We start from the raw sequence: 23,828 nt of genomic DNA on the forward strand, positions 1-23,828 counted from the left end.
CCTAAGGGCACTGTTTTTCGCGGGCCAGCCTTCCTATAGAAGGTGACATGAAAAGATTATTCGGGTGGATGCCCGGCATCGTGAGCATGGCGCAGGGCCCTTGGGGCGGCAAAAGCGACGGGCCGGAGAGTAATGACGGTTCGGGCGGAAAGGGTGCGGGCGGCGATGGCGGCCCACGCAATCCCTGGACCCAACCAGGTCGGCCGGTCGGGCAGAAGGGTCCGTCCGCGATCGAGGAAATGTTGCGGCGGGGCCGCGACAGCTTTGGCCAGGGTGGCGGCAATGGCGGCTTTGGCGGCCTGCCCCAGCGTCCCAATGGCAAGGCGCTATGGCCGATCGGGATCGCGATCCTGGTGGTCCTGTGGCTCGTCTTGACCAGTTTCCACCGGGTCGGCCCGCAGGAACGCGGCGTCGTCACCTATCTCGGCAGTTACAGCCGCACCCTGACCCCCGGTATCAGCCTGACCCTCCCCGCCCCCTTCGCGGCGGTGACGATCGTCGATGTCGAGGAAATCCGCACCATCGACGTGGGATCGACCACGGCCGAGAATGAAAATCTGGTGCTGACCGGCGACCAGAATATCATCGACCTCGCCTATTCGGTGCGCTGGAATATCCGCAATCCCGAACTGTACCTGTTCCAGCTGTCCAACCCCGATGCCGCCGTGCGCGAGGTTGCCGAGAGCGCGATGCGCGCCGTGCTGGCAAGCGTCAGCCTGGACGATGCATTGGGCGCGGGCCGTACCGCGATCGAACAGCAGGTCGAGCAGCGGATGCAGGAGATTCTGGACGGCTATCGCTCCGGCATCCGCATCCAGGGTATCGCGATCAAGCAGGCCGATCCGCCAGCCGCGGTCAATGATGCGTTCAAGGCCGTGTCGGCCGCGCAGCAGACCGCGCAGACCTACCTCAACGAAGCGCGTGCCGCTGCCCAGCAGGTGACGGCCAAGGCGCAGGGCGAGGCCGCATCCTTCGACAAGGTGTATGAACAATATCGCCTGGCCCCGGACGTGACCCGCCGCCGCATGTATTATGAAACGATGGAGGGCGTGTTGGCCAATGTCGACAAGACCATCGTCGAAGGGACTAATGTGACACCCTATCTGCCGCTGCCTGAAATCAAGCGGCGTGCCGCGCAGGCTGCGCCTGCGGCCCCGGCCGTCTCTAGCACGGAGGGTCAGTGATGCCCGCATTTCTGCGCAACCCCGTAACCCTGGCGCTGTTCGTGCTGGCGTTGCTCATTTTACTGGGCAGCACGATCGCCATCGTGCCGGAAACCAAACAGGGCGTGATCGTCCGTTTTGGTGATCCCAAGGCGATCATCAACCGCTATCGCCAGAATGAAACCTTCGGCAATACAGGGGCCGGCATCATCATGCGCTGGCCCTTCGTGGATCAGGTCGTGTGGATCGACAAGCGCGTGCTGTCGGTCGAAATGGAGCGCCAGCAAGTGTTGTCCACCGACCAGTTGCGTTTGCAAGTGGATGCCTTTGCGCGTTATCGCATCGTCGATCCCCTGCGCATGTATATCGCCGCCGGTAGCGAGGAACGGGTGTCAGAGGCTCTGCGCCCGATCCTGGGTTCGGCATTGCGCAACGAACTGGGCAAGCGGCCCTTTGCAGCGTTACTCAGCCCGGAGCGGGGCCAGGTGATGCAGAATATCGAGGCGGGCCTGGATCGCGTCGCGCGCCAATATGGCGCCGAGATCGTCGATGTGCGGATCAAGCGCGCCGACCTGCCCGATGGTACGCCGCTCGACAGCGCTTTCACCCGCATGCGGACAGCGCGCGAGCAGGAAGCGCTGACCATCCGGGCGCAGGGCGCGAAGCAGGCGCAGATCATTCGGGCCGAGGCGGACGCCAATGCCGCGCGCATCTATGCGGCGAGCTATGGCAAAGACCCGGCATTTTATGATTTCTATCGGGCGATGCAGAGCTATCGCTACACCTTCTCGCCCGACCGGGCGGGGGAGACCAACATCATCCTTTCGCCCAATAATGAATTCCTGCAGCAGTTTCAGGGGCGGCGTTGAGCCGCGCCTGTTTCTCTCCCGATCATTACGGAACCAGCGTCATTCAATGAGGGTTAAGGGAAGGCGGCGCATTTCAGGGCTTCGTCAAAGTCCCGCCTTCCAATTCCTTCGCAGTTCATGAGAGGACCGTCACGAGTGCGTTACGCTTATGCCATCACCGGCGCCCTGTTGCTGGGCGGCACCGCCATTGCCGTTACCACCAGTACCAATGTCGGCGCCCAGACCGCACAGAATGAAGGCCTGACCGCCGCCGCCCCGCAGGGCGCGCCGGCAAGCCTGGCTGATATGGTCGAGAAATTGCAGCCCGCCGTGGTCAATATTTCGACCAAGCAGCGGGTGCAGGTCCAGAATCCCTTCGCGGGCACGCCCTTTGGCCAGTTGTTCGGCCAGGGCGGCAGCCAGCCGCAGACCCGGCAGGCGCAGTCGCTGGGGTCGGGCTTCCTGATTTCGGCGGACGGCTATATCGTCACCAATAATCATGTGGTGTCGGCGGGCGCCGAAGGCGCATCGGTGGACTCGATCACCGTCACGCTGACCAACAAGACGGAATATACCGCCAAGCTGGTGGGTCGTGATCCCGCGACGGATCTCGCCGTATTGAAGATCGATTCGCCCAAGCCCCTGCCCTTCGTCAAATTCGGCGACAGCACCAAGGCGCGGGTCGGCGACTGGGTGGTCGCGATCGGCAATCCCTTCGCCCTGTCGGGCACCGTGACCGCCGGGATCATTTCCGCCGTTCATCGCAATACCGGCGGCGGTTACGAGAAGTTCATTCAGACCGATGCGTCGATCAACCAGGGCAATTCCGGTGGCCCGATGTTCGACATGCGCGGCAATGTGATCGGCATCAACAGCCAGATTTTGTCGCCGTCGGGCGGCAATGTCGGCATCGGCTTTGCTATCCCGTCCGAACAGGCGGCCCCGATCGTGGAAACGCTGCGCAAAGGCGAGACTGTCCGTCGCGGCTATCTGGGCGTCCAGATCAGCCCGCTGGGTGAAGATCTGGCCGAATCGCTGGGCCTCGCCAAGAATCGCGGCGAGTTCGTACAGGGTGTCGAGCCGGGCAAGGGCGCGGAGAAGGCCGGGATCAAGGCAGGCGACGTGATCGTCAGCGTCGCGGGCCAGGAAGTCAGCCCCGAACAGAATCTCTCCTCCATCGTCGCGTCGCAGCCCATCGGCTCGCGCGTGCCGATCGTGCTGATCCGCAATGGTCAGCGCCAGACGGTCAATGCCGTGGTGGGTGAGCGTCCGAGCGAGGACGAACTGACCAACTTCGCGCCGCAGCAGGATGAGGATTTCAGCCAGCAGCAGCAAAATCCGGGTCAGGCGGCACAACAGTCGCTGGGCATCTCCGCAATTCCCTTGACGCCGGGCATCATCCGCCAGTTGGGCATCGCCGCCGATACGCGCGGCGTCGTCATCACTGGCGTCGATCCGTCGACCGATGCGGGCACCAAGGGTCTGCGCCGTGGCGATGTGATCATCACCGCCAATAATCGTCCGGTGGCGAGCCAGGCGGAACTGGATGCCCAGGTGAAGGCCGTGGCGGGTCAGAATCGCAACGCGATCCTGCTGCAGGTTCTGCGTCGCGGTCAGCCGCCCATCTTCCTGCCAGTGCGCCTGCGCGACAAGTAAGCCGCTTCCGCGCTTGCGGAAGGTGCCAAACTCTGCCTAATTTTCGTCACCCCCGCGCCTGTGGGGGTGACGTTTTTTTTGGGGGCAGCGGCACATGAGCGACGGCATTTTCATCGGGCTGGGCGCGCCAGACAAGGATGGCGGCGTGCGCCAGTTGCTCAACCTGCGTCGCGCCAATCGCCATGGGCTGATCGCGGGGGCGACAGGCACCGGCAAGACGGTGACGTTGCAGGGGATTGCCGAGAGTTTTTCGGCGCTGGGCGTCCCGGTGTTCCTGTCCGATGTGAAAGGCGACCTGTCGGGCATTGCCATGGCGGGTTCGCCGACGTTCAAAAATGCCGACAAGCTAGTCGCGCGGGCGGCCGAGATCGGGCTGGCCGACTATAGTTATAGCGACAATCCGGCGATCTTCTGGGATCTCTATGGGGAACAGGGCCATCCGGTTCGCACCACCGTCAGCGAGATGGGGCCGCTGCTGCTGGCGCGGCTGATGGGGCTCAATGAAACGCAGGAAGGCGTGTTGACCATCGCCTTCCGCTACGCCGACGAGGAAGGGCTGCTGCTGCTCGACCTTGGCGATTTGCAGGCGATGTTGGCTTATTGCGCGGAGAATGCCGCGACGCTGTCGGCGCGCTATGGGAATGTGACCAAGGCGAGCGTCGGCGCGATCCAGCGGCAATTGCTGCAACTCGAAGCGCAGGGCGGGGACCATTTCTTTGGGGAACCCGCGCTCGACATCAACGACATGCTGCGGGTGGATGAGCAGGGACGCGGCTATATCAACATATTGGCCGCCGACCGGCTGATGCAAAGCCCGAAACTCTATGCGACCTTCCTGTTGTGGCTGTTGTCCGAACTGTTCGAGACGCTGCCGGAGGTCGGCGATCCGGACAAGCCGGTGCTGGTCTTCTTCTTCGACGAGGCGCATCTGCTGTTCGATGATGCGCCCAAGGCGCTGACCGACAAGATCGAGCAAGTGGTGCGGCTGATCCGGTCCAAGGGCGTGGGCGTCTATTTCGTGACCCAGAACCCGATCGACATACCCGAAGAAGTGGCGGGGCAGTTGGGCAACCGGGTGCAACATGCGCTGCGCGCCTTCACCCCGCGCGACCAGCGGGCGATCCGCGCGGCGGCGGAGACGTTCCGCATCAATCCCGACCTGGATGTCGAGACCGCGATCACCGAATTGAAGGTCGGCGAGGCGCTGGTGTCGCTGTTGCAGGAGGATGGGTCGCCCGGCATCGTCCAGCGCACGCTGATCGCCCCGCCCCGATCGCGGCTTGGCCCGGTAAGCGCGAAGGAGCGCGCGATCATCCAGTCGATTTCGCCGTGCGACGGCACATATGACACCGCCGTCGATCGGGAGTCGGCCGAAGAGATATTGGCGGCACGCGGCGAAGCGGCGGCGGCCGCTGCGCTGGCGAGCAGGGCGCAGGCGGAGGCCGACAAGGCCGCCGCCGCGCAGGCCAAGGTCGAGGCCAAGCAGCGCGAGGCGGCAGCGCGGGAAGCGGCCAAGCCCTCCACGATCGACAAGGCGGTGCAGTCCGCCGCCCGGTCGGCAGCGTCTTCCGTCGGGCGGCAGGTGGCCAACGAACTGGGCAAGGCCGTGTTCGGGTCCAGCCGACGCAAGGCATCGGGCGGCGGGATAGCGGGCAAATTGATGCGGGGAATATTGGGCGGGCTGTTCAAATAAGGTAGGTTTGCAAAACGCTTACCCCCCCCCCGTTCGGGCTGAGCCTGTCGAAGCCCTATCCTTCTTCTCAAGAAGTGCAGCCCTTCGACAAGCGCAGGGTGAACGGTAATTGGAGAGACGCGGCAAAGCCATGGCATGGTGTGGCCAAGAAAAGTTGCGCCGTTTGCTTGCCTCCATCGTTGCCTGGTCGCCGGGACAGAGGCTAAAGCGCTGGCCATGACCGCCCCTTCCCTGCCCCGGCACCCGCTGCATTTTCCCAATTTCCGGGCTTATCTCGTCGGGCGGTGCGCGGCGGTGTTGGCGCAATATGGCATGATGATCGTGCTGGGCTGGCAGGCCTATAATATCGCGCGGGAGACGATGACGACGTCGGGCGCGGCGGCGCAATTGGGGTTGATCGGGCTGGCGCAGTTTCTGCCGCTCTTCTTCCTGACGCCGGTGACGGGCTGGGTCGCGGACCATTATGACCGGCGGATGATTTCGCGCACGACGCTGGCGGCGCTGACGCTGGCGGCGGGGCTGCTGGCCTTTGCCACTTATGAGGACTGGGTCAGCCTGCCGCTGATCTTTGGCATTGCCGTGGTCGTGGGGATTGCCCGCGCCTTCAACGGCCCGGCCTATGGCGCGCTCGCGCCCAATCTGGTGCCGCCCGCCGTGCTGCCCAACGCCATCGCCATATCGGCGGTGGTATGGCAAGCCGGGTCGATCGTGGGGCCTGCGCTGGGTGGCTATGCCTATGCGGCGACGCCCTGGGGTGCCTATGCACTGGCTGCCCTGCTCTATGCCGTCGCGTTCGGAGCCATGATGATGATCGGCCCGGTACCGCAGCCGCCGCGCGACCGGACCCGCCACCCGATCCGCCAGATGATCGACGGGCTGCATTATGTGCGGACCAATCGCCTGGTGCTGGCGACGATCACGCTGGATCTGTTCGCGGTGCTGCTGGCGGGCGCGACCGCGTTGTTGCCGGTCTATGCGCGCGACATATTGCAGGTCGGGTCGACGGGCCTTGGCCATCTGGCCGCTGCACCGGGCATCGGCGCGGGGCTGGTCGCGCTGTGGTTTTCGATCCGGCCGATGAAGCGTGAGGTCGGCCTCAAGATGCTGGCTGCCGTCATGATATTCGGCCTGGCCACCATCGTCTTTGGCTGCACGGCTTTCCTACCGCGCAGCTTTGCGATGGAGGTCGGGCTTGGCGCGCTGGTGGTGCTGGGGGCGGCCGACATGGTGTCAGTGTTCGTGCGCCAGTCGCTGGTCCAGTTGCACACCCCCGATGCGATGCGCGGGCGGGTGTCGAGCCTGTCGCAGTTGACCATATCGGCGTCGAACGAACTAGGCGAGGCCGAGTCCGGTTTTCTCGCCGCGCTGGTCGGGCCGGTTGTCGCTGTCATTGGCGGGGGCATTGGTGCTATCGTCATCACCCTGTTCTGGGCGCGGCTCTTTCCCGAATTGCGCCTTGCACGCACCTTCGACCCACCCGACATAAGGGCGGCGGACCATAGCCAGGAGAAGGCCCCATGAAAGTCACCTCGATACTCGAAACCATCGGTCACACGCCGCATATCCGCATGGCGCGCCTGTTTGGCGATGCGCCCGAAGGCAGCGAAGTGTGGATCAAGTCGGAACGGTCCAACCCCGGCGGGTCGATCAAGGACCGGATCGCGCTGGCCATGATCGAAGCGGCCGAGGCGTCGGGCGAGTTGCAGCCGGGCGGCACGATCATCGAGCCGACATCGGGCAATACTGGCGTCGGCCTCGCCATGGTGGCGGCGGTCAAGGGCTATAAGCTGGTGCTGGTCATGCCCGAAAGCATGTCGATCGAGCGGCGGCGGCTGATGCTGGCCTATGGTGCGAGTTTCGATCTGACCCCGCGCGAAAAGGGGATGAAGGGCGCGATCGAGCGCGCGCTGGAGCTGGTGGCGCAGACGCCGGGTTCCTGGATGCCGCAGCAGTTCGAGAACCCCGCCAATATCGCGGTCCATGTTCGGACCACTGCGCAAGAGATATTGGCCGACTTCGCCGAAACGCCGATCGATGCACTGATCACCGGGGTCGGCACCGGCGGGCATATCACCGGCACGGCGGAGGTGTTGAAGGCGGTCTGGCCGGGCATCAAAATCTATGCGGTCGAGCCGACTTTGTCGCATGTCATCAGCGGTGGCCAGCCGGGGCCGCATCCGATCCAGGGCATCGGCGCTGGCTTCATTCCGGCCAATTTGCACACCCAGTTGCTCGACGGGGTGATCCAGGTCGATCCCGCCGACGCCAAGGACTATGCCCGGCGCGCGGCGCGCGAGGAAGGGATGCTGGTCGGCATTTCTTCGGGGGCTACGTTGGCGGCGATCGCGCAGAAATTGCCGGATTTGCCTGCAGGCAGCCGCGTGCTGGGCTTCAACTATGATACCGGCGAGCGTTATTTGTCGGTGCCCGATTTCCTGCCGGAATAAGCGGTCGGCACGACACTCGTGAAGAAGAGCGATACGCCTCACCCCTTGGCGATGGCCTTCTGGGCGCTGATGTTCGTCGGCCTGCCCATGCTCGTGGCTGGCTGGGACAGTCGGCAGAGTGTGACGGGTGATCCGTTACGCTTTGCGGCGGAGGCCGAAGGGCGCGCGGTGCGGCCGCCCAGCCCGCCGCCGCCGGTCGAGCCAGTGGCGGTCTATGCGCTGGATGCCGACCGGGCGCGGGCGGTGAATGCCGCCATTCCCTTTTCGCGGCTTGCCAATCCCCCGGCTAAGCCTTTCCTGCTTTCGGGGTCGGAAACGGATCTGGCGCGGGCGGTCGATTGCTTGGCGGCGGCGGAACTCTATGAGGCGGGCGACGATGCCTTGGGCGAGCAGGCGGTGGCGCAGGTGGTGCTGAACCGCGCGCGCCATCCTGCCTTTCCCAAGACGGTGTGCGGCGTGGTGTTTCAGGGGCAGGAACGGCGGACCGGGTGCCAGTTCACCTTCTCCTGCGATGGCGCGCTGACGCGGACGCCGTCGCAGGCGGCGTGGGAACGGGCGCGGGCGATTGCGCGGGCAGCGCTGGCGGGGCGGGTGTTCGCGCCGGTCGGCCATGCGACCCATTATCATACCAATTGGGTGGTGCCCTATTGGAGCGGGAGCCTCGACAAGATCGGGGCTGTGGGCACGCATCTCTTCTTTCGCTGGCGCGGATGGTGGGGGACGCCGCCTGCCTTTCGCAGGGGGAGCGCGGGGGACGAGCCGCTGATCGGGCGGATCGCCAAATTGTCGCTGGCGCATCAGGGGGGCGAGGATGGGCTGCCCGACGGGACGGCTGCGCCCGTCGAGGGGATTGCTGCCAGTGCGCTGGCGGCGCAGCCCAAGCAGGCGATCGGCGAGGCAATGCTGGGGCGGACGATCGCGGGCGTGCGGCTGGCGGTGCTGGGGCCGGATGGCACCAGCTTCCTGGTCGAATTGCCGCGCAGTGGCGCGCCCGACCAATGGCCGGACCTTGCCAAGACCTTTTGCGCGGGGCGGCCCGAATGCCGGATCATGGCGTGGAGGGCAGGCTCTGCCCCGACCAAGATCCCCTTGAGCGACGGACAACTCGAAACGATGAGCTTTGCCTATATCCACAATAGCGCGAGCGGGTTGCAGCGGGCGCTGTGGAACTGTGCGCAGACACCGCGCAGCAGCAAGGCGGAATGTATGCGCCAGCGGGTGCCGACCGCCGCCCCTGCCCCGTCGCCCGACGCGGCGCTGGCCGGGGTGCGGCGCAAGGAGCGGTTCGAGACGGTGAAGATCGCGCCGATGGGGTCAGCGAACAGTACAACGACCCGGACAAACTAAACGCATAGCGGGATGGTCACATTCGTTCGTTATGATATGCTGTTACATATTGATGTGAGGACGGTATATGGTGACGCGGCGGGCATTTCTGGGCAGCGGCGGGTTGGCGGTTGGCGGCGCGATGGGGCTGGCTGTGGGCGGCGGAACGGCGCGGGCGCAGGCGGTCGTTACGGATATGAAATGGCCTGAGGAAGCACCGTTTCGCTTTGTCGGCGACATGGCCGATTTCGACGCGGCACAAATGGCGCTGGCGAAGCTGTATGCCGTCAATCGCGATGTCGCGACGTTCGATGCGGCCTATTATGGCGCGATGACCCTGCCCGTACAGGCGGCCTATGCGGCGCGGTCCAATTGGGTCAACCACAACCATGCGCTGTTCCTGCGCAATGGCGCGCCGGGTCATCCGCGCGATGTCGAACTGGACAAGTCGCGTGCGGCGGTGGCGAGGATGCTGGGCGCGTCGGTCGAAGAGATCGCGCTGGCGGGCGGCGGGACCGAGGCGTTGTACGCTTTGATCGCCAATTATGCGCGGCTCAAGGCGGGCGACGCGGTCATCTATGCCGATGTCGATTATGACGAGATGCAATTTGCCTGCGACTATCTGGAGCAGAGCCGGGGTGCGCGCATCGTCCGCTTCGACTTGCCCGAACCGCATACGGAGGCGAACATCCTGGCCGCCTATGAGCGGGTGTTGAAGGATACGCCGCGCGCGAAACTGCTGCTGCTCACGCATCTGTCCAACCGCAATGGGCTGGTGCCGCCGGTCAAGGCGATCGTCGCCATGGCCAAGGCGCGCGGGGTCGATGTGATCCTCGACAGTGCGCAGGCGGTCGGCCACCTGCCCTTCACGGTCGAAGAGACGGGTGCGGATTTCATCGGCTTTTCGTTGCACAAATGGCTGGCCGCGCCCTTGGGGACCGGGGGCATCTATATCCGCAAGGACCGGTTGCAGGACATAGCGCCATGGCTGGGCAACCGCATCCATGGCGCGGACGATATTCGCGCGCGCATTCCGACGGGCACGGTCGATTTCGCCGCGCGGTTGACGGTGCCCTATGCGATCGCAGTGCAGGAGGCGATCGGCCTACCAGCGAAGCATCGCCACCTGCTGGCGCTGCGCGATTATTGGATCGATCGGGTCCGCGATGTGCCGGGCGTACAGATCCTATTGCCCGAACTGCCGGGGCGGCATGGCGCGGTGGCGGCGTTCCGTTTGCCGGGCATGGGCGGGCCGGACGATGCGAAGAAGGCGGCGGCGCTGTTCCTCAAAAAATATGGCCTGCTGGTGGTGGCGAAGGCAGGGCTGGCATCGGGGCCGGTGCTACGCGTGACCCCGGCCCTGTTCAACAGCAGCGCCGAACTCGACCGGCTGGTGGCAGCGATCCGCGCGGAGCGCGGGCTGTTTGCCTGACACCCCCTTCCCAAAGCCGGACAAGCAGACTATATGGGTGGCAATCCGGTCGTCCTGTCGCCAGTCTTGGCAGTGGGTCGACCGTCTCCCGTATCGTTCGGGGACCGGGGCCGGTTAGCGCGTGGCCAAGGGCAGTATTGGACGAAAACGGCGAGTCATCAGGTGCTGACAGTGCGGATCGGACAGTCCCGACCCGCACTTTTTTGCGTGGAATGAAAGGGTGCGAATCACCCCTTTCTCCATCGCGCTTCGACTGAATTTTCGCTGCGATGCGGAAAAACGCGACGAATGAAGGCAAGGACCAAGCATGGCGACCAAAGCTCTCCCCCCGATCAGTAACACCGGCGCGAAGAAGCGCATCCGCAAGGTGTTCGGCGACATCCACGAAGTGGTGCAGATGCCGAACCTGATCGAAGTGCAGCGGGAGAGCTATGAACAGTTCCTCCGTTCGGACCACTCGATCGGTTATGTATCGGGCCTGGAAAAGACGCTGCGCAGCGTCTTCCCGATCCGCGATTTCGCGGGCACCGCCGAAATGGACTTCGTCCATTACGAGCTGGAAGACCCCAAATATGACGTCGAGGAATGCCGTCAGCGCGGCATCACCTATGCAGCGCCGATGCGCGTCACCCTTCGCCTCATCGTGTTCGAAGTCGATCAGGACACCGAAACCCGCTCCGTGCTCGATATCAAGGAGCAGGACGTCTATATGGGCGACATGCCCCTGATGACGGGTAACGGCACCTTCATCGTCAACGGCACCGAGCGCGTGATCGTCAGCCAGATGCACCGTTCGCCGGGCGTCCTGTTCGACCATGACCGCGGCAAGACCCATTCGTCGGGCAAATATCTGTTCGCCGCGCGCGTCATTCCCTATCGCGGTTCGTGGCTGGACTTCGAGTTCGACGCCAAGGACATCGTCAACGTCCGTATCGACCGCAAGCGCAAGCTGCCGGTCACGGCGTTGCTGTTCGCGCTGGGCCTCAATGCCGAAGAAATCCTTGGGCATTTCTACAACAAGGTGACCTTCGTCCGTGGCGAAGGCGGCTGGCAGATTCCCTATACGCCCGAAGCATGGCGCGGGCAGAAGCCGTCGTTCGACATCGTGGATGCCAAGTCGGGCGAAGTCATCTTCCCGTTGGGCACCAAGATTTCGCCCCGCGCCGCCAACAAGGCGGAGAAGGACGGCCTGACCCAGTTGCTGATCCCGACCGAGGAAGTCTATGGTCGCTACAGCGCCTATGACCTGGTCAATGACGCGACTGGCGAAATCTATGTCGAAGCCGGTGACGAAATCAGCCCGGAAAATCTGGAAAAGCTGGATCAGGCGGGCATCGACCGTCTCGAGCTACTCGACATCGACCATGTCACCACCGGTCCGTGGATCCGCAATACGCTCAAAGCCGACAAGGCCGAAGAGCGCGACCAGGCCCTGAGCGATATCTATCGCGTCATGCGCCCCGGCGAGCCGCCAACCAAGGAAACCGCCGAAGCGCTGTTCGCGGGCCTGTTCTTCGATCCCGAACGCTACGACCTGTCGGCCGTGGGCCGCGTGAAGCTCAACATGCGTCTTGAGCTGGATGCCGAAGACACGGTCACCACTCTGCGCGTCGAGGACATCCTCGCCGTCGTCAAGGAACTGGTGAACCTCAAGGACGGCAAGGGCGAAATCGACGATATCGACAACCTCGGCAACCGTCGTGTGCGTTCGGTCGGCGAGCTGCTGGAAAACCAGTATCGCGTCGGGCTGCTGCGCATGGAGCGCGCCGTCAAGGAGCGTATGTCGAGCGTGGACGTGTCGACGGTGATGCCGAACGACCTGATCAACGCCAAGCCAGCCGTGGCGGCCGTGCGTGAATTCTTCGGCAGCTCGCAGCTGTCGCAGTTCATGGATCAGACCAACCCGCTGTCGGAAGTCACCCACAAACGCCGCGTGTCGGCGCTTGGGCCGGGTGGTCTGACGCGCGAGCGTGCAGGCTTTGAAGTCCGCGACGTTCACCCGACCCATTATGGCCGTATCTGCCCGATTGAAACGCCGGAAGGCCCGAACATCGGCCTGATCAACAGCCTCGCGACGTTCAGCCGCGTGAACAAATATGGCTTCATCGAAACGCCCTACCGCAAGGTCATCGACGGCGTGGTGAGCGATGACGTCGTCTATCTGTCGGCGATGGAAGAGGCCAAGCACACGATCGCGCAGGCGAACGCGGAGCTGAACCCCGACCACACGCTGGCCGAAGACCTGATCTCGGCGCGTGAAGCCGGCGAGTTCCTGATGGCGCCCAAGGATCACATCACGCTGATGGACGTCAGTCCCAAGCAGCTGGTGTCGGTTGCGGCCTCGCTCATTCCGTTCCTGGAAAATGATGACGCCAACCGCGCACTCATGGGATCGAACATGCAGCGCCAGGCGGTGCCGCTCGTCAGTGCCGAGGCCCCGTTCGTGGGCACCGGCATGGAAGGCACGGTTGCGCGCGATTCGGGCGCGGCCATCGCCGCCAAGCGTCCCGGCATCGTCGATCAGGTCGATGCGACCCGTATCGTCATCCGTGCGACCGGCGACATCGAACCCGGCCAGTCGGGCGTCGACATCTACACGCTGCAGAAGTTCCAGCGGTCGAACCAGGATACCTGCATCAACCAGCGTCCGCTGGTGAATGTCGGCGACCTGATCGAAGGCGGCGACGTGATCGCCGATGGCCCGTCGACCGAGTTCGGCGAGCTGGCTCTTGGCCGCAACACGCTCGTCGCGTTCATGCCCTGGAACGGCTACAACTATGAGGATAGTATCCTCATTTCCGAACGTATCGTGAAGGATGACGTCTTCACCTCGATCCATATCGAGGAGTTCGAGGTCATGGCACGCGATACGAAGCTGGGGCCAGAGGACATCACCCGCGACATCCCGAACGTCGGCGAGGAAGCGCTGCGCAACCTCGACGAAGCGGGCATCGTCTATATCGGCGCCGAAGTGGAGCCGGGCGACATCCTGTGCGGCAAGATCACCCCCAAGGGTGAATCGCCGATGACGCCGGAAGAAAAGCTGCTGCGCGCGATCTTCGGTGAAAAGGCGAGCGACGTGCGCGACACGTCGCTGCGTCTGCCGCCGGGCGTTGCGGGCACGGTCGTCGAAGTGCGTGTGTTCAACCGTCACGGCATCGACAAGGACGAGCGCGCCATGGCGATCGAGCGGGAGGAAATCGACCGTCTCGCCAAGGATCGCGAGGACGAACGCGCCATCCTCAACCGCGCGACCTTCAACCGTCTGCAGGAAATGCTGACGGGCCAGGTGGCAACGGCGGCGCCCAAGGGCGTCAAGAAGGGCGTCGAAATCGACGAGGCTCTGCTGAGCGAAGTCGAGCGGCATGAATGGTGGAAGTTCGCGGTTGCGGACGACATTCGTCAGGCCGGCATCGAAGCGGTCAAGGCGCAATATGACGAAGCGGTGAAGTCGATCGTCGACAAGTTCGAGGATCGCGTCGACAAGCTGCAGCGTGGTGACGAACTGCCGCCGGGCGTGCTCAAGATGGTCAAGGTCTTCGTGGCGGTGAAGCGCAAGCTGCAGCCGGGCGACAAGATGGCCGGTCGTCACGGTAACAAGGGTGTTATTTCGCGCATCCTGCCGGTCGAGGACATGCCGTTCCTGGAAGACGGCACCCATGTCGACATCGTGCTCAACCCGCTCGGCGTGCCGTCGCGCATGAATGTCGGGCAGATCTTCGAAACGCATCTGGGCTGGGCTGCCCGTGGCATCGGCCAGCAGCTCAAGCACGCGCTGGAAGATTGGCGCGAGGCCAATCCCAACCCTGAGCCGGGCGTTATGCCCGACGCGGTGCGGGACCGGTTGCTGACCGCTTATGGTCCGCAATATGCCGACGAGATCAACGCCCGCACGGCCGAGCAGATCGTCGATCTGGCCGAACATCTCCAGCGCGGCGTGCCGATGGCGACGCCGGTGTTCGACGGCGCCCGCGAAGCGGACGTGTCGGCGATGCTGGAACTGGCGGGGCTGAACACATCGGGTCAGAGCGACCTGTATGACGGCCGCACCGGCGACAAGTTCGACCGCAAGGTCACGGTGGGCATCATCTATATGTTGAAGCTCCATCACCTTGTCGATGACAAGATCCATGCCCGTTCGATCGGCCCCTATTCGCTCGTCACGCAGCAGCCGCTGGGTGGTAAGGCGCAGTTCGGTGGCCAGCGCTTCGGGGAAATGGAGGTCTGGGCGCTCCAGGCCTATGGTGCCGCCTATACGCTGCAGGAAATGCTGACGGTGAAGTCCGATGACGTGGTCGGCCGCACCAAGGTCTATGAGGCGATCGTCAAGGGTGACGACACGTTCGAGGCCGGTATCCCCGAAAGCTTCAACGTGCTGGTCAAGGAAATGCGCTCGCTGGGCCTCAACGTCGAACTCGCGACGATGGACGCGATCGCCGACGAGGACGACGGCTTCGCGGCGGCGGCGGAGTAGGACTGAATGTGGATCAAGCTGGGCATTCTGGCCGTCTGGATCGCTCTCGTCTTTGACGTTGAGCGTACGGGGATGACTGGAACGCCTAGCAGGTACGCAATCTATGCGGCTTTGCTGCTGCTACAGATCGGACTGCTTCGGCAGATGATCCAGCAACGCAGAGCCGCTCAGGATTTTTCCCCGGAGGGAATTGAAAAATGAATGAACTGACCAACTTCGCCAATCCGGTCGCCAAGACCGAGACGTTCGACCAGATCCAGATCGGCCTTGCCTCGCCAGAGCGCATCCGGTCCTGGTCCTTCGGCGAGATCAAGAAGCCCGAAACCATCAACTATCGCACGTTCAAGCCCGAACGCGATGGCCTGTTCTGCGCGCGCATCTTTGGTCCGATCAAGGATTATGAATGCCTGTGCGGCAAGTATAAGCGCATGAAGTATAAGGGCATCGTCTGCGAAAAGTGCGGTGTCGAAGTCACGGTGAGCAAGGTGCGTCGCGAGCGCATGGGCCATATCGAACTGGCCGCGCCGGTTGCGCATATCTGGTTCCTGAAGTCGCTGCCGTCGCGCATCGGCCTGCTGCTCGACATGCAGTTGAAGCAGTTGGAGCGCGTCCTTTACTTCGAAAGCTATATCGTCACCGAGCCGGGCCTGACCCCGCTAGAGAAATATCAGCTTCTCAACGAAGACGAGCTGCTCGACGCGCAGGATCAATATGGCGAGGACGCCTTCACCGCCGGGATCGGCGCGGAAGCGGTCAAGATCATGTTGATGGATCTCGACCTTGAGGGCGAGAAGAAGATCCTGCTCGAAGAGCTGGCGACGACCAAATCGGAGCTGAAGCCCAAGAAGATCATCAAGCGCCTGAAGGTCGTCGAAAGCTTCCTGGAATCGGGCAACCGTCCCGAATGGATGATCCTGGACGTCGTTCCTGTGATCCCGCCAGAGCTGCGCCCGCTGGTGCCGCTGGACGGTGGTCGTTTCGCGACGTCGGATTTGAACGATCTCTATCGCCGCGTGATCAACCGTAACAACCGCTTGAAGCGCCTGATGGAATTGCGTGCGCCGGACATCATCGTCCGCAACGAAAAGCGCATGTTGCAGGAAGCCGTCGACGCCCTGTTCGACAATGGCCGTCGTGGCCGCGTCATCACCGGTGCCAACAAGCGTCCGCTCAAGTCGCTGTCCGACATGCTCAAGGGCAAGCAGGGCCGCTTCCGCCAGAACCTGCTCGGCAAGCGCGTCGATTATTCGGGTCGTTCGGTCATCGTGACCGGTCCTGAACTGAAGCTGCATCAGTGCGGTCTCCCTAAGAAGATGGCGCTCGAACTGTTCAAGCCGTTCATCTACGCCCGTCTGGATGCCAAGGGTCTGTCCATGACCTTGAAGCAGGCCAAGAAGTGGGTCGAGAAGGAGCGCAAGGAAGTCTGGGACATCCTGGACGAAGTGATCCGCGAGCATCCCGTGATGCTGAACCGCGCGCCGACGCTTCACCGTCTGGGCATACAGGCGTTCGAACCCGTGCTGATCGAAGGCAAGGCGATCCAGCTTCACCCGCTGGTCTGCTCGGCCTTCAACGCCGACTTCGATGGCGATCAGATGGCCGTCCACGTTCCGCTGAGCCTTGAGGCCCAGTTGGAAGCGCGCGTGCTGATGATGTCGACCAACAACATCCTGTCGCCCGCGAACGGCAAGCCGATCATCGTGCCGTCGCAGGACATGGTGCTGGGCATCTATTATCTGTCGATGGAGCGCGAAGGCGAGCCGGGCGAAGGCATGCTGCTCGCTGACATGCAGGAAGTGCATCAGGCACTGTTCGCCAAGGCCGTGACCCTGCACAGCAAGATCATCAGCCGGGTGCCGCAGACCGATGAGGCCGGCAACAGCTACCTCAAGCGTTACGAGACAACGCCGGGCCGCATGTTGCTGGGCGAATGTCTGCCCAAGGCGCATAAGGTGCCGTTCGACGTCGTCAATCGCCTGCTCACCAAGAAGGATGTGGGCGACGTGATCGATGAGGTCTATCGTCACACCGGCCAGAAGGACACGGTGCTGTTTGCCGACGCCATCATGGCGCTGGGCTTCAAGCACGCGTTCCAGGCGGGCATTTCGTTCGGCAAGGACGACATGGTCATTCCTGACTCGAAGGAAGGCACCGTTGCCGAAACCAAGGCGCTGGTGGCCGACTATGAGCAGCAATATCAGGACGGCCTGATCACCCAGCAGGAAAAGTATAACAAGGTGATCGATGCCTGGTCGCAGTGCGGCGACAAGGTGGCGAACGCCATGATGGACGAGATCCGCGCCCAGCCCAAGGACCCCAAGACGGGTCGTCTGGCGCAGATCAACTCGATCTACATGATGGCGCACTCCGGTGCCCGTGGTAGCCAGGCGCAGATGAAGCAGCTGGCCGGTATGCGCGGCCTGATGGCCAAGCCGTCGGGCGAGATCATCGAAACGCCGATCATCTCGAACTTCAAGGAAGGCCTGACCGTCCTTGAATATTTCAACTCCACCCACGGCGCCCGTAAGGGTCTGGCCGACACCGCGCTCAAGACGGCGAATTCGGGGTATCTGACCCGCCGTCTGGTCGACGTCAGCCAGGATTGCACGATCGTCGAGGAAGATTGCGGCACCGAAAAGGCGCTGGAGATGAAGGCAATCGTCCAGGGCGGCTCGGTCATTGCGTCGCTTGGCGAACGTATCCTGGGCCGCACCACGGCCGAGGACATCGTTGACACCAAGGATGGTTCGGTCATCGTGCCGATCGGCACGCTGCTCGACGAAGCGCTGATCGTGCAGATCGAGGCAATCGGTACGCAGGCGGTCAAGATCCGCAGCCCGCTGATCTGCGAGAGCAAGATGGGCGTCTGTGGCAAATGCTATGGTCGTGACCTTGCCCGCGGCACCCCGGTCAATATCGGCGAAGCGGTCGGCGTCATTGCGGCGCAGTCCATCGGCGAACCGGGTACGCAGCTCACCATGCGGACCTTCCACATCGGCGGCGCGGCGAACTTCAACGAAACGTCGAACCTGGAATCGATGGCGGACGGCACGATCGAACTGCGTGACATGCCGACCATCACCGACAAGCAGGGCCGTCGCCTGAGCCTCGCCCGCAACGGCGAGATCGCGATCATCGACAGCGAAGGGCGCGAACGCGAAACCCATCGCCTGCCTTATGGTGCCACCATCCTGTTTGCCGATGGCGACACGATCAAGAAGGGCGACCGCTTTGCGGAGTGGGATCCCTTCACCATGCCGGTGATCACCGAGCGTCCGGGTATCGTCAAATATGTCGACCTGATCGACGGCAAGACGCTGGCCGAACAGACCGACGAAGCGACGGGCATCGCCCAGCGCGTCGTCACCGAACATCGTGGTGCCGCGCGCACTAAGGAGGATCTGCGTCCGCGCCTGACCCTGCTGGATGATGGTTCGGGCGAAGCGGCCCGCTATATGCTGGCGGTCGGTGCGACCCTGTCGGTCGAGGATGGTGCCACGGTGTCGGCCGGTGACGTGCTGGCGCGTGTCAGCCGGGAAGCGGCCAAGACCCGCGACATCACGGGCGGTCTGCCGCGCGTGGCGGAGCTGTTCGAAGCGCGCAAGCCCAAGGACAATGCCATCATCGCCAAGGTTTCGGGCCGCGTCCAATTCCTCAAGGATTATAAGGCGAAGCGCAAGATCGCCATCAATCCCGAGGATGGCGGCGAGCCGGTCGAATATCTGATCCCCAAGAGCAAGGTGATCGACGTCCAGGAAGGCGATTTCGTCAAGCGCGGCGACAATCTGATCGGCGGTTCGCCCGATCCGCATGATATTCTCGAAGTACTCGGCATCGAGCCGCTGGCAGAATATCTGGTCGCCGAAATCCAGGAAGTCTATCGTCTGCAGGGCGTGAAGATCAACGACAAGCATATCGAGACGATCGTTCGTCAGATGCTGCAGAAGGTCGAGATCATCGAGTCCGGCGATACCACCTTGCTGGTGGGCGAACAGGTCGACCGCGAGGAAATGGACGAGATCAACAGCAAGCTGGCACCGGGCTTCCTGCCCGCCGCTGGCAAGCCCGTGCTGCTTGGCATCACCAAGGCGTCGCTGCAGACCCGTTCGTTCATCTCGGCAGCGTCCTTCCAGGAAACCACCCGCGTCCTCACCGAGGCAGCGGTTCAGGGGAAGAAGGACACGCTCATTGGCCTGAAGGAAAATGTCATCGTCGGCCGCCTGATCCCGGCGGGTACGGGCGCTGGCATGAACCGGATGCGGGTTGCCGCTTCGTCGCGTGACGCAGCGATGCGCGCCTCGCTGCGAGCCGCCAGCCAGATCGACCTGATCGCGCCCAAGACGACGGCGGCCGAACATGCCGCCGAACTGCGCCAGGGGCCGGAAGCGGCGATCGGCGACGATCCACTGGGCGCCGTGCAGGGTGAAGACTTCACCACGCAGGACGCGGAGTGATCCGATAGGGTGCAGGGGCCACATGCCGTTCCGGCTGTGGCTCCGGCGCTGACGGTGCCTTGAGCGCCTAAGAAAAAGCCCGCCGGAGCGTTTGACGCTGCGGCGGGCTTTTTCGTGGGGTATGGCAGGGATGGTAGTCCCCTGCCCTGCCCGATCAGCGGTCGATGGTCACATCGTCGAAATAGACGGTCTGGTGGCCCTTGGCATCGGCAGAGCGGTAGCTGCCAAGTTCGACGCCCAGTTTCGGGCTGACGGCATAGGTGGCGGGGTTGAAGCCCCATTGCACCGGCCGGTCGAACTGCTTTTGCCCGTCCTGCCAAAAGCCTATGCGGCCCTGCATCGTGCCGCGCTGGTCGGCCGATTGCAGCACGAAGGAAAAGCGGTTCCATTCGCCCTTGCGCACCTTGCCGCGGTAAAGGACGCCCTTGTCGCGCTGGTCGAAATAATAGAGGTTTTCGGCCTGCGGATTGCGGACGGCGATGATGAATTCCTGCACATCGGGCGACTTGTCCTTGCGCCGCGACAGCGGCACGGTGCGCAGCGACAAGATGGGGCCGCCGGGATTGGCATTCTTCACCTTGGACGGACGGCCAGCCATCTTGGGCTGAAACACCTGGAAATGGATCATCTGATGCGGCGGCGTGTCATAGCGCTGGTCCAGCTTCATGGCGAAGCTGATCCGCGTGGTCCCCTTGTCGCCAATCTGCATCCGCCCCTGCTCGCCGCCGGGCAGCGGTTTGTAATGCGACCAGAAGCTGTACATGATCTTGTTCTTGGCCGCGCCCTGGGCGCTGGGGTCCATCGAGATGCGCAGGCAACTGGGCGGCGTGAAGCATCCCGTGGACACGACCTGCGGCCGGTCTGCGGCCTTGGTGCCCTTGTCGGTCGTAGCGTTGAAGGTCAGGTTGCTGCGCGGATCGACGATCGTATTGGAACCCTTGGCCTTCATATGCTGGCCCTGGTCGAAATCGACCGAGAGGCGGCGTTGGGGTTCGGCGGAAGCACCCATCGCGGTGCCGAAGACTGCCGCGAGCAGCGACCAGCGCAAGATTGTCATCCGATGCGCCATCCTATCATCATCCTTCTATATGTTGCACACGCGAATATCGTAACGTGCCATGTGCAACCGCGATCCATGAAACGTCTTAACGCCACCATGTTGCACCTGTGATGAACCGCCTTTTCATTCCCAAGGCGATCCGATATGCTCCTGTGCAGTGCAACAAACAGTGTTGGTGATCTTCGTTTCTTTTTCCTGTTGCAGCAGACGATAAGGTAGGTGAACCGGCGATGGCAAAGAAAGCACAGACACCGGACGGTGTCGCTTCGACCAATCCTTACGAAGATCTGCCCAAGAAGGCCTTCTGGCGGCCCGCCATCGCCGAACGATCGATGTTCGACATTGAAGAATTATGGTCGCCCAAATTTCGCATTGCGCCGCGCGCCCCGGTGGCGACCTTTGGTTCCTGCTTTGCGCAGCATATCGGCAACGCACTGAAAAATCGCAAATTCAATTGGATGATAGCTGAAACGCCGCCGGTCGGGATGAGTGAGGAAGGCGCAAAGCTGTTCAATTATAATATTTTTTCGGCGCGCACGGCCAATATCTATACCACATCCCTATTGCGGCAGTGGACCAGTTGGGCATTGGGGCATAGCAGCCCGCCAGAGGAATATTGGGAGAAGAACGGGCGTTTCTACGACCCCTTCCGCCCGGCGATCGAGCCCAATGGTTTCGCGACCCTGGAAGAGATGCTGCTGTCGCGCGAAGAGACGATCAAGGCCTTTCGCACCTGCATCACGGACTCGCACTTCTTCGTGTTCACACTGGGTCTGACGGAAAGCTGGTTCAACCAGGAGCATGGATATGAATATCCCATGTGCCCCGGCACGGTCGCAGGGGAATTCGACGCCGAGAAGCATCAGTTCCGCAATCAGGCCTTTGAGGATGTGCGATCGGCGCTGATGGACTCGATCCGCATGATGCGCGCCGTCAATCCGAAACTGAATTTCATCCTGACGGTCTCACCAGTGCCACTGACGGCCACCAAATCGCCGCAGCATGTGCTGGTGGCGACGATGTATTCCAAATCGGTGCTTCGCGCCGTGGCCGGGCAAATCGCCATGCATCACAAGATGGTCGATTACTTCCCGTCCTACGAAATCATCAATAGCGCCGTCTTCAAGGGCACCTTCTTCGAACCCAACATGCGCGGCGTAAACAAACGCGGCGTCGATTTCGTGATGGACCATTTCTTCCAGGGGTTGGTCCGCAGATTCGGCGATTATTTTACAGCGCAGACGCGCAAGGCATCTGCTCCCTCCAAAAAACTGGATGAAGTATGCGAAGAGGAATTGCTGGGCGCATTCGGCGACGCCAAAAAAGGATGAAAATAGCGGTCATCGGCAATAGCCATATTGGCTCGCTCAAACGCGGCATGGATATGATGAAGGCAAAGGAGGTCTTGTACGATCTCTGCTTCTTCGGCGCGCGCGGCGATGGGTTGAAAAGCCTGACGGTCGAGGACAGCAGTCTTGTGCCGAGCGACGAAGGCACCGCCGATGCGATCGCCTTCACATCGGGCGGCGAACGGAGGATCGATACGGACGGTTATGACGCCTTCCTCCTCTATGGCATGGAGGCAAGGCCCTTTTTCATCGCCGAAGATCGCTATTATTCGAGCGCCTTACTCGATCGTGCAGTCGATGATGTCGTGGCGGGTAGTTTGTCCTACAGCACGCTCCAAAAACTGCGGACCATTACGGACAAGCCTATTTATATCGGCCACAATCCCATGCGCGGCGCAAGGCGTAACGAGGGACCACAGGATGTCGGGCCCTATGAACGCGGCATCGCGCTATTGAATGCCAAAAAATATGCTGCCGTAGGTGCCACCCTGCTACCCCAGCCGGCGACGACGATCGTCAACGGCAATAGTACGGCGATGCCCTTTGCCCAAGGATCGAAATCCCTCGCCATCGGCGACGTCCATGACAACGCCTTGCATCCCAGCGTCGATCTCAATCACATGAACGATGACTTCGGCCGACTTTGGTTGACCCAGTTCTTCGCACATCTTTCTTGATAAATAATCGCGTCGTGGATAGCAAACCGCGTCCGCTAGAAGGTAATCGCTAGGCCGATGGCATATCGCCTGACCCTTCCCCGCGCGATTGTGCCCCAATAAGGAGATTAGGTGCTTGGCGAAGTTCATCGTTCATATTGGTGACGGCAAGTGCGGCAGTTCGTCGATGCAAGCGGCCCTGTTCGACGCGCGCGACCGCCTACGCGAAATGGGTTTGGCCTACGCTTCGCACCATCGGACCAGCGGCAATTTTTGTTTCGGTACGCTGCTCGGCAAAAATACGCGCGGCAACGCCGAACAGCAGCGGGGTTTTGCGCTCCAAGCTATCAAGATGTTGCAATCGCAGTTGGATCACAGCGATTACATCATCATATCGTCCGAAGCCTTTTTAACGCTGGACCCGGAAGAAGTCGTCGAGATTCTGCAATTCATCACGCTCGACATTGAGCGGATCGACGTGATTGCTTATGTTCGCGACCCGTTGGGCATGTATCTGTCGATGGCCCAGCAACTCATCAAATCCAGTCACCGCTTTCCCCGGCCGGATACCTACGTCCGGTCGCTGGATAGGATGCTTGATAACTGGAACAGTTTTCCCATGATCAGCAGCGTGACTGTTCGCATGTTCGATCGCAATAGCCTGGTCGGTGGGAACGCCGTCGCGGACTTTGAACATGTGGTGAAGAGCCTGACGGGCAAGGATCTTGGGCTCGAACATATCAATGAGAATAGTTCGCTTTCGACCGAGCAAATGGTCGTGTTGCAGGATTATCGCGCGCAGTTCTGCCGGGATAGCGACGGTAAGATGATACCGCCCAGTACCCGACTGATCGATTTTTTTGCGATGATGAACGAATCCGGCATGGTCGGGACCAAGGCCGTTCTTTCGCCCCCCGCCGCTGCGCTGGTGGGGAACAACAACGCCGATATTGTCGAGCGACTGAACAAACGACATGGTTTCGCGATGCGCTGTCCCCGCCCGACACCGGAAGACCTGCCACCAGCCAACACAGACTGGTCCCGAATTTCCAGCATATTGACCGAAGTCAAACCGGCCTATGTTCACAATTTGAAGATGCTGGTACCCGCTTTCAATCCTGCGCTGAAAGACGGTGACATGGACAAAGGGCTACGTGCCCTCAACAAACTCGTCGAGATGGAGCCGGACAAAAAGTCGGCAATAGAGCGGGCAACGAAGAATTACTGGACCACTGAGTCCCTTGCAGGAATGATCGCCAATTAAGGCAGC

General features: G+C 62.2%; 15 protein-coding genes. 14 read left to right on the forward strand and 1 reads right to left on the reverse strand.

The window, feature by feature from the left end:
- Nucleotides 1–47 precede the first annotated feature (47 nt).
- The 11 genes from hflK (at nucleotide 48) to rpoC (ending at nucleotide 19,493) form a co-directional block, all read left to right on the forward strand.
- Nucleotides 48–1,184, forward strand: a complete 1,137-nt coding sequence (gene hflK / locus OVY48_RS23170; RefSeq protein WP_313924629.1) for an FtsH protease activity modulator HflK — start codon at nucleotides 48–50, stop codon at nucleotides 1,182–1,184.
- The gene (hflC, locus tag OVY48_RS23175) at nucleotides 1,184–2,032 is read left to right on the forward strand and encodes a protease modulator HflC (RefSeq protein WP_313924630.1); all 849 of its coding nucleotides are present in this window, start codon (nucleotides 1,184–1,186) and stop codon (nucleotides 2,030–2,032) included. Before hflK ends, hflC begins: the two co-directional genes overlap by 1 nt.
- 135 nt (nucleotides 2,033–2,167) lie before the next feature.
- Entirely contained in the window at nucleotides 2,168–3,667 is a 1,500-nt protein-coding gene (locus OVY48_RS23180; RefSeq protein ID WP_313924631.1) for a Do family serine endopeptidase, read from the forward strand.
- Nucleotides 3,668–3,761: 94 nt separating this feature from the next.
- Nucleotides 3,762–5,360 carry a helicase HerA-like domain-containing protein gene (locus OVY48_RS23185; protein WP_313924632.1) on the forward strand — a complete coding sequence of 533 codons (1,599 nt, stop codon included), beginning with the start codon at nucleotides 3,762–3,764 and terminating at the stop codon, nucleotides 5,358–5,360.
- Between the two features lie 216 nt (nucleotides 5,361–5,576).
- On the forward strand, nucleotides 5,577–6,881 hold the full coding sequence (locus OVY48_RS23190; RefSeq protein ID WP_313924633.1) for an MFS transporter: 1,305 nt from the start codon (nucleotides 5,577–5,579) through the stop codon (nucleotides 6,879–6,881).
- Nucleotides 6,878–7,807: a cysteine synthase A gene (cysK, locus tag OVY48_RS23195; protein WP_313924634.1), complete on the forward strand. Its 930-nt coding sequence runs from the start codon at nucleotides 6,878–6,880 to the stop codon at nucleotides 7,805–7,807. Before OVY48_RS23190 ends, cysK begins: the two co-directional genes overlap by 4 nt.
- A 51-nt stretch (nucleotides 7,808–7,858) precedes the next feature.
- Nucleotides 7,859–9,154, forward strand: coding sequence for a cell wall hydrolase (locus tag OVY48_RS23200; RefSeq protein WP_313924887.1), 1,296 nt, complete (start codon nucleotides 7,859–7,861; stop codon nucleotides 9,152–9,154).
- Between the two features lie 121 nt (nucleotides 9,155–9,275).
- Nucleotides 9,276–10,565: an aminotransferase class V-fold PLP-dependent enzyme gene (locus tag OVY48_RS23205; protein ID WP_409593731.1), complete on the forward strand. Its 1,290-nt coding sequence runs from the start codon at nucleotides 9,276–9,278 to the stop codon at nucleotides 10,563–10,565.
- Between the two features lie 307 nt (nucleotides 10,566–10,872).
- Nucleotides 10,873–15,039: a DNA-directed RNA polymerase subunit beta gene (rpoB, locus tag OVY48_RS23210; RefSeq protein WP_313924636.1), complete on the forward strand. Its 4,167-nt coding sequence runs from the start codon at nucleotides 10,873–10,875 to the stop codon at nucleotides 15,037–15,039.
- A 6-nt stretch (nucleotides 15,040–15,045) separates the two neighbouring features.
- Entirely contained in the window at nucleotides 15,046–15,240 is a 195-nt protein-coding gene (locus tag OVY48_RS23215; RefSeq protein ID WP_037473705.1) for a hypothetical protein, read from the forward strand.
- Nucleotides 15,237–19,493, forward strand: coding sequence for a DNA-directed RNA polymerase subunit beta' (gene rpoC / locus OVY48_RS23220; RefSeq protein WP_313924637.1), 4,257 nt, complete (start codon nucleotides 15,237–15,239; stop codon nucleotides 19,491–19,493). Before OVY48_RS23215 ends, rpoC begins: the two co-directional genes overlap by 4 nt.
- Nucleotides 19,494–19,647: 154 nt before the next feature.
- Here rpoC and OVY48_RS23225 read toward each other — a convergent pair whose 3' ends face one another.
- A complete protein-coding gene (locus OVY48_RS23225) occupies nucleotides 19,648–20,550 on the reverse strand; it encodes a hypothetical protein (RefSeq protein WP_313924638.1) in 903 nt (300 codons plus the stop codon).
- Between the two features lie 233 nt (nucleotides 20,551–20,783).
- Here OVY48_RS23225 and OVY48_RS23230 point away from each other — a divergent pair, with 233 nt between their 5' ends.
- From OVY48_RS23230 to OVY48_RS23240, 3 genes are all read left to right on the forward strand, one after another.
- The gene (locus OVY48_RS23230; protein ID WP_313924639.1) at nucleotides 20,784–21,884 is read left to right on the forward strand and encodes a GSCFA domain-containing protein; all 1,101 of its coding nucleotides are present in this window, start codon (nucleotides 20,784–20,786) and stop codon (nucleotides 21,882–21,884) included.
- Nucleotides 21,881–22,579: a hypothetical protein gene (locus OVY48_RS23235; RefSeq protein WP_313924640.1), complete on the forward strand. Its 699-nt coding sequence runs from the start codon at nucleotides 21,881–21,883 to the stop codon at nucleotides 22,577–22,579. Before OVY48_RS23230 ends, OVY48_RS23235 begins: the two co-directional genes overlap by 4 nt.
- A gap of 115 nt (nucleotides 22,580–22,694) precedes the next feature.
- Nucleotides 22,695–23,822 (forward strand): hypothetical protein, encoded by a 1,128-nt coding sequence (locus tag OVY48_RS23240; protein ID WP_313924641.1) that lies wholly within the window; start codon nucleotides 22,695–22,697, stop codon nucleotides 23,820–23,822.
- Nucleotides 23,823–23,828 lie beyond the last annotated feature (6 nt).

Source organism: Sphingobium sp. SA2 (assembly GCF_032227065.1).
GTDB lineage: Bacteria > Pseudomonadota > Alphaproteobacteria > Sphingomonadales > Sphingomonadaceae > Sphingobium.

Excerpts from the sequence above, each read along its gene's own strand:
- hflK (WP_313924629.1), top strand. The coding sequence starts at position 48 with ATGAAAAGATTATTCGGGTGGATGCCCGGCATCGTGAGCATGGCGCAG.
- hflC (WP_313924630.1), top strand. The coding sequence starts at position 1,184 with ATGCCCGCATTTCTGCGCAACCCCGTAACCCTGGCGCTGTTCGTGCTG.
- OVY48_RS23185 (WP_313924632.1), top strand. The coding sequence starts at position 3,762 with ATGAGCGACGGCATTTTCATCGGGCTGGGCGCGCCAGACAAGGATGGC.
- OVY48_RS23190 (WP_313924633.1), top strand. The coding sequence starts at position 5,577 with ATGACCGCCCCTTCCCTGCCCCGGCACCCGCTGCATTTTCCCAATTTC.
- cysK (WP_313924634.1), top strand. The coding sequence starts at position 6,878 with ATGAAAGTCACCTCGATACTCGAAACCATCGGTCACACGCCGCATATC.
- OVY48_RS23200 (WP_313924887.1), top strand. The coding sequence starts at position 7,859 with ATGGCCTTCTGGGCGCTGATGTTCGTCGGCCTGCCCATGCTCGTGGCT.
- OVY48_RS23205 (WP_409593731.1), top strand. The coding sequence starts at position 9,276 with ATGGGGCTGGCTGTGGGCGGCGGAACGGCGCGGGCGCAGGCGGTCGTT.
- rpoB (WP_313924636.1), top strand. The coding sequence starts at position 10,873 with ATGGCGACCAAAGCTCTCCCCCCGATCAGTAACACCGGCGCGAAGAAG.
- OVY48_RS23215 (WP_037473705.1), top strand. The coding sequence starts at position 15,046 with ATGTGGATCAAGCTGGGCATTCTGGCCGTCTGGATCGCTCTCGTCTTT.
- rpoC (WP_313924637.1), top strand. The coding sequence starts at position 15,237 with ATGAATGAACTGACCAACTTCGCCAATCCGGTCGCCAAGACCGAGACG.
- OVY48_RS23225 (WP_313924638.1), bottom strand. The coding sequence starts at position 20,550 with ATGACAATCTTGCGCTGGTCGCTGCTCGCGGCAGTCTTCGGCACCGCG.
- OVY48_RS23230 (WP_313924639.1), top strand. The coding sequence starts at position 20,784 with ATGGCAAAGAAAGCACAGACACCGGACGGTGTCGCTTCGACCAATCCT.
- OVY48_RS23235 (WP_313924640.1), top strand. The coding sequence starts at position 21,881 with ATGAAAATAGCGGTCATCGGCAATAGCCATATTGGCTCGCTCAAACGC.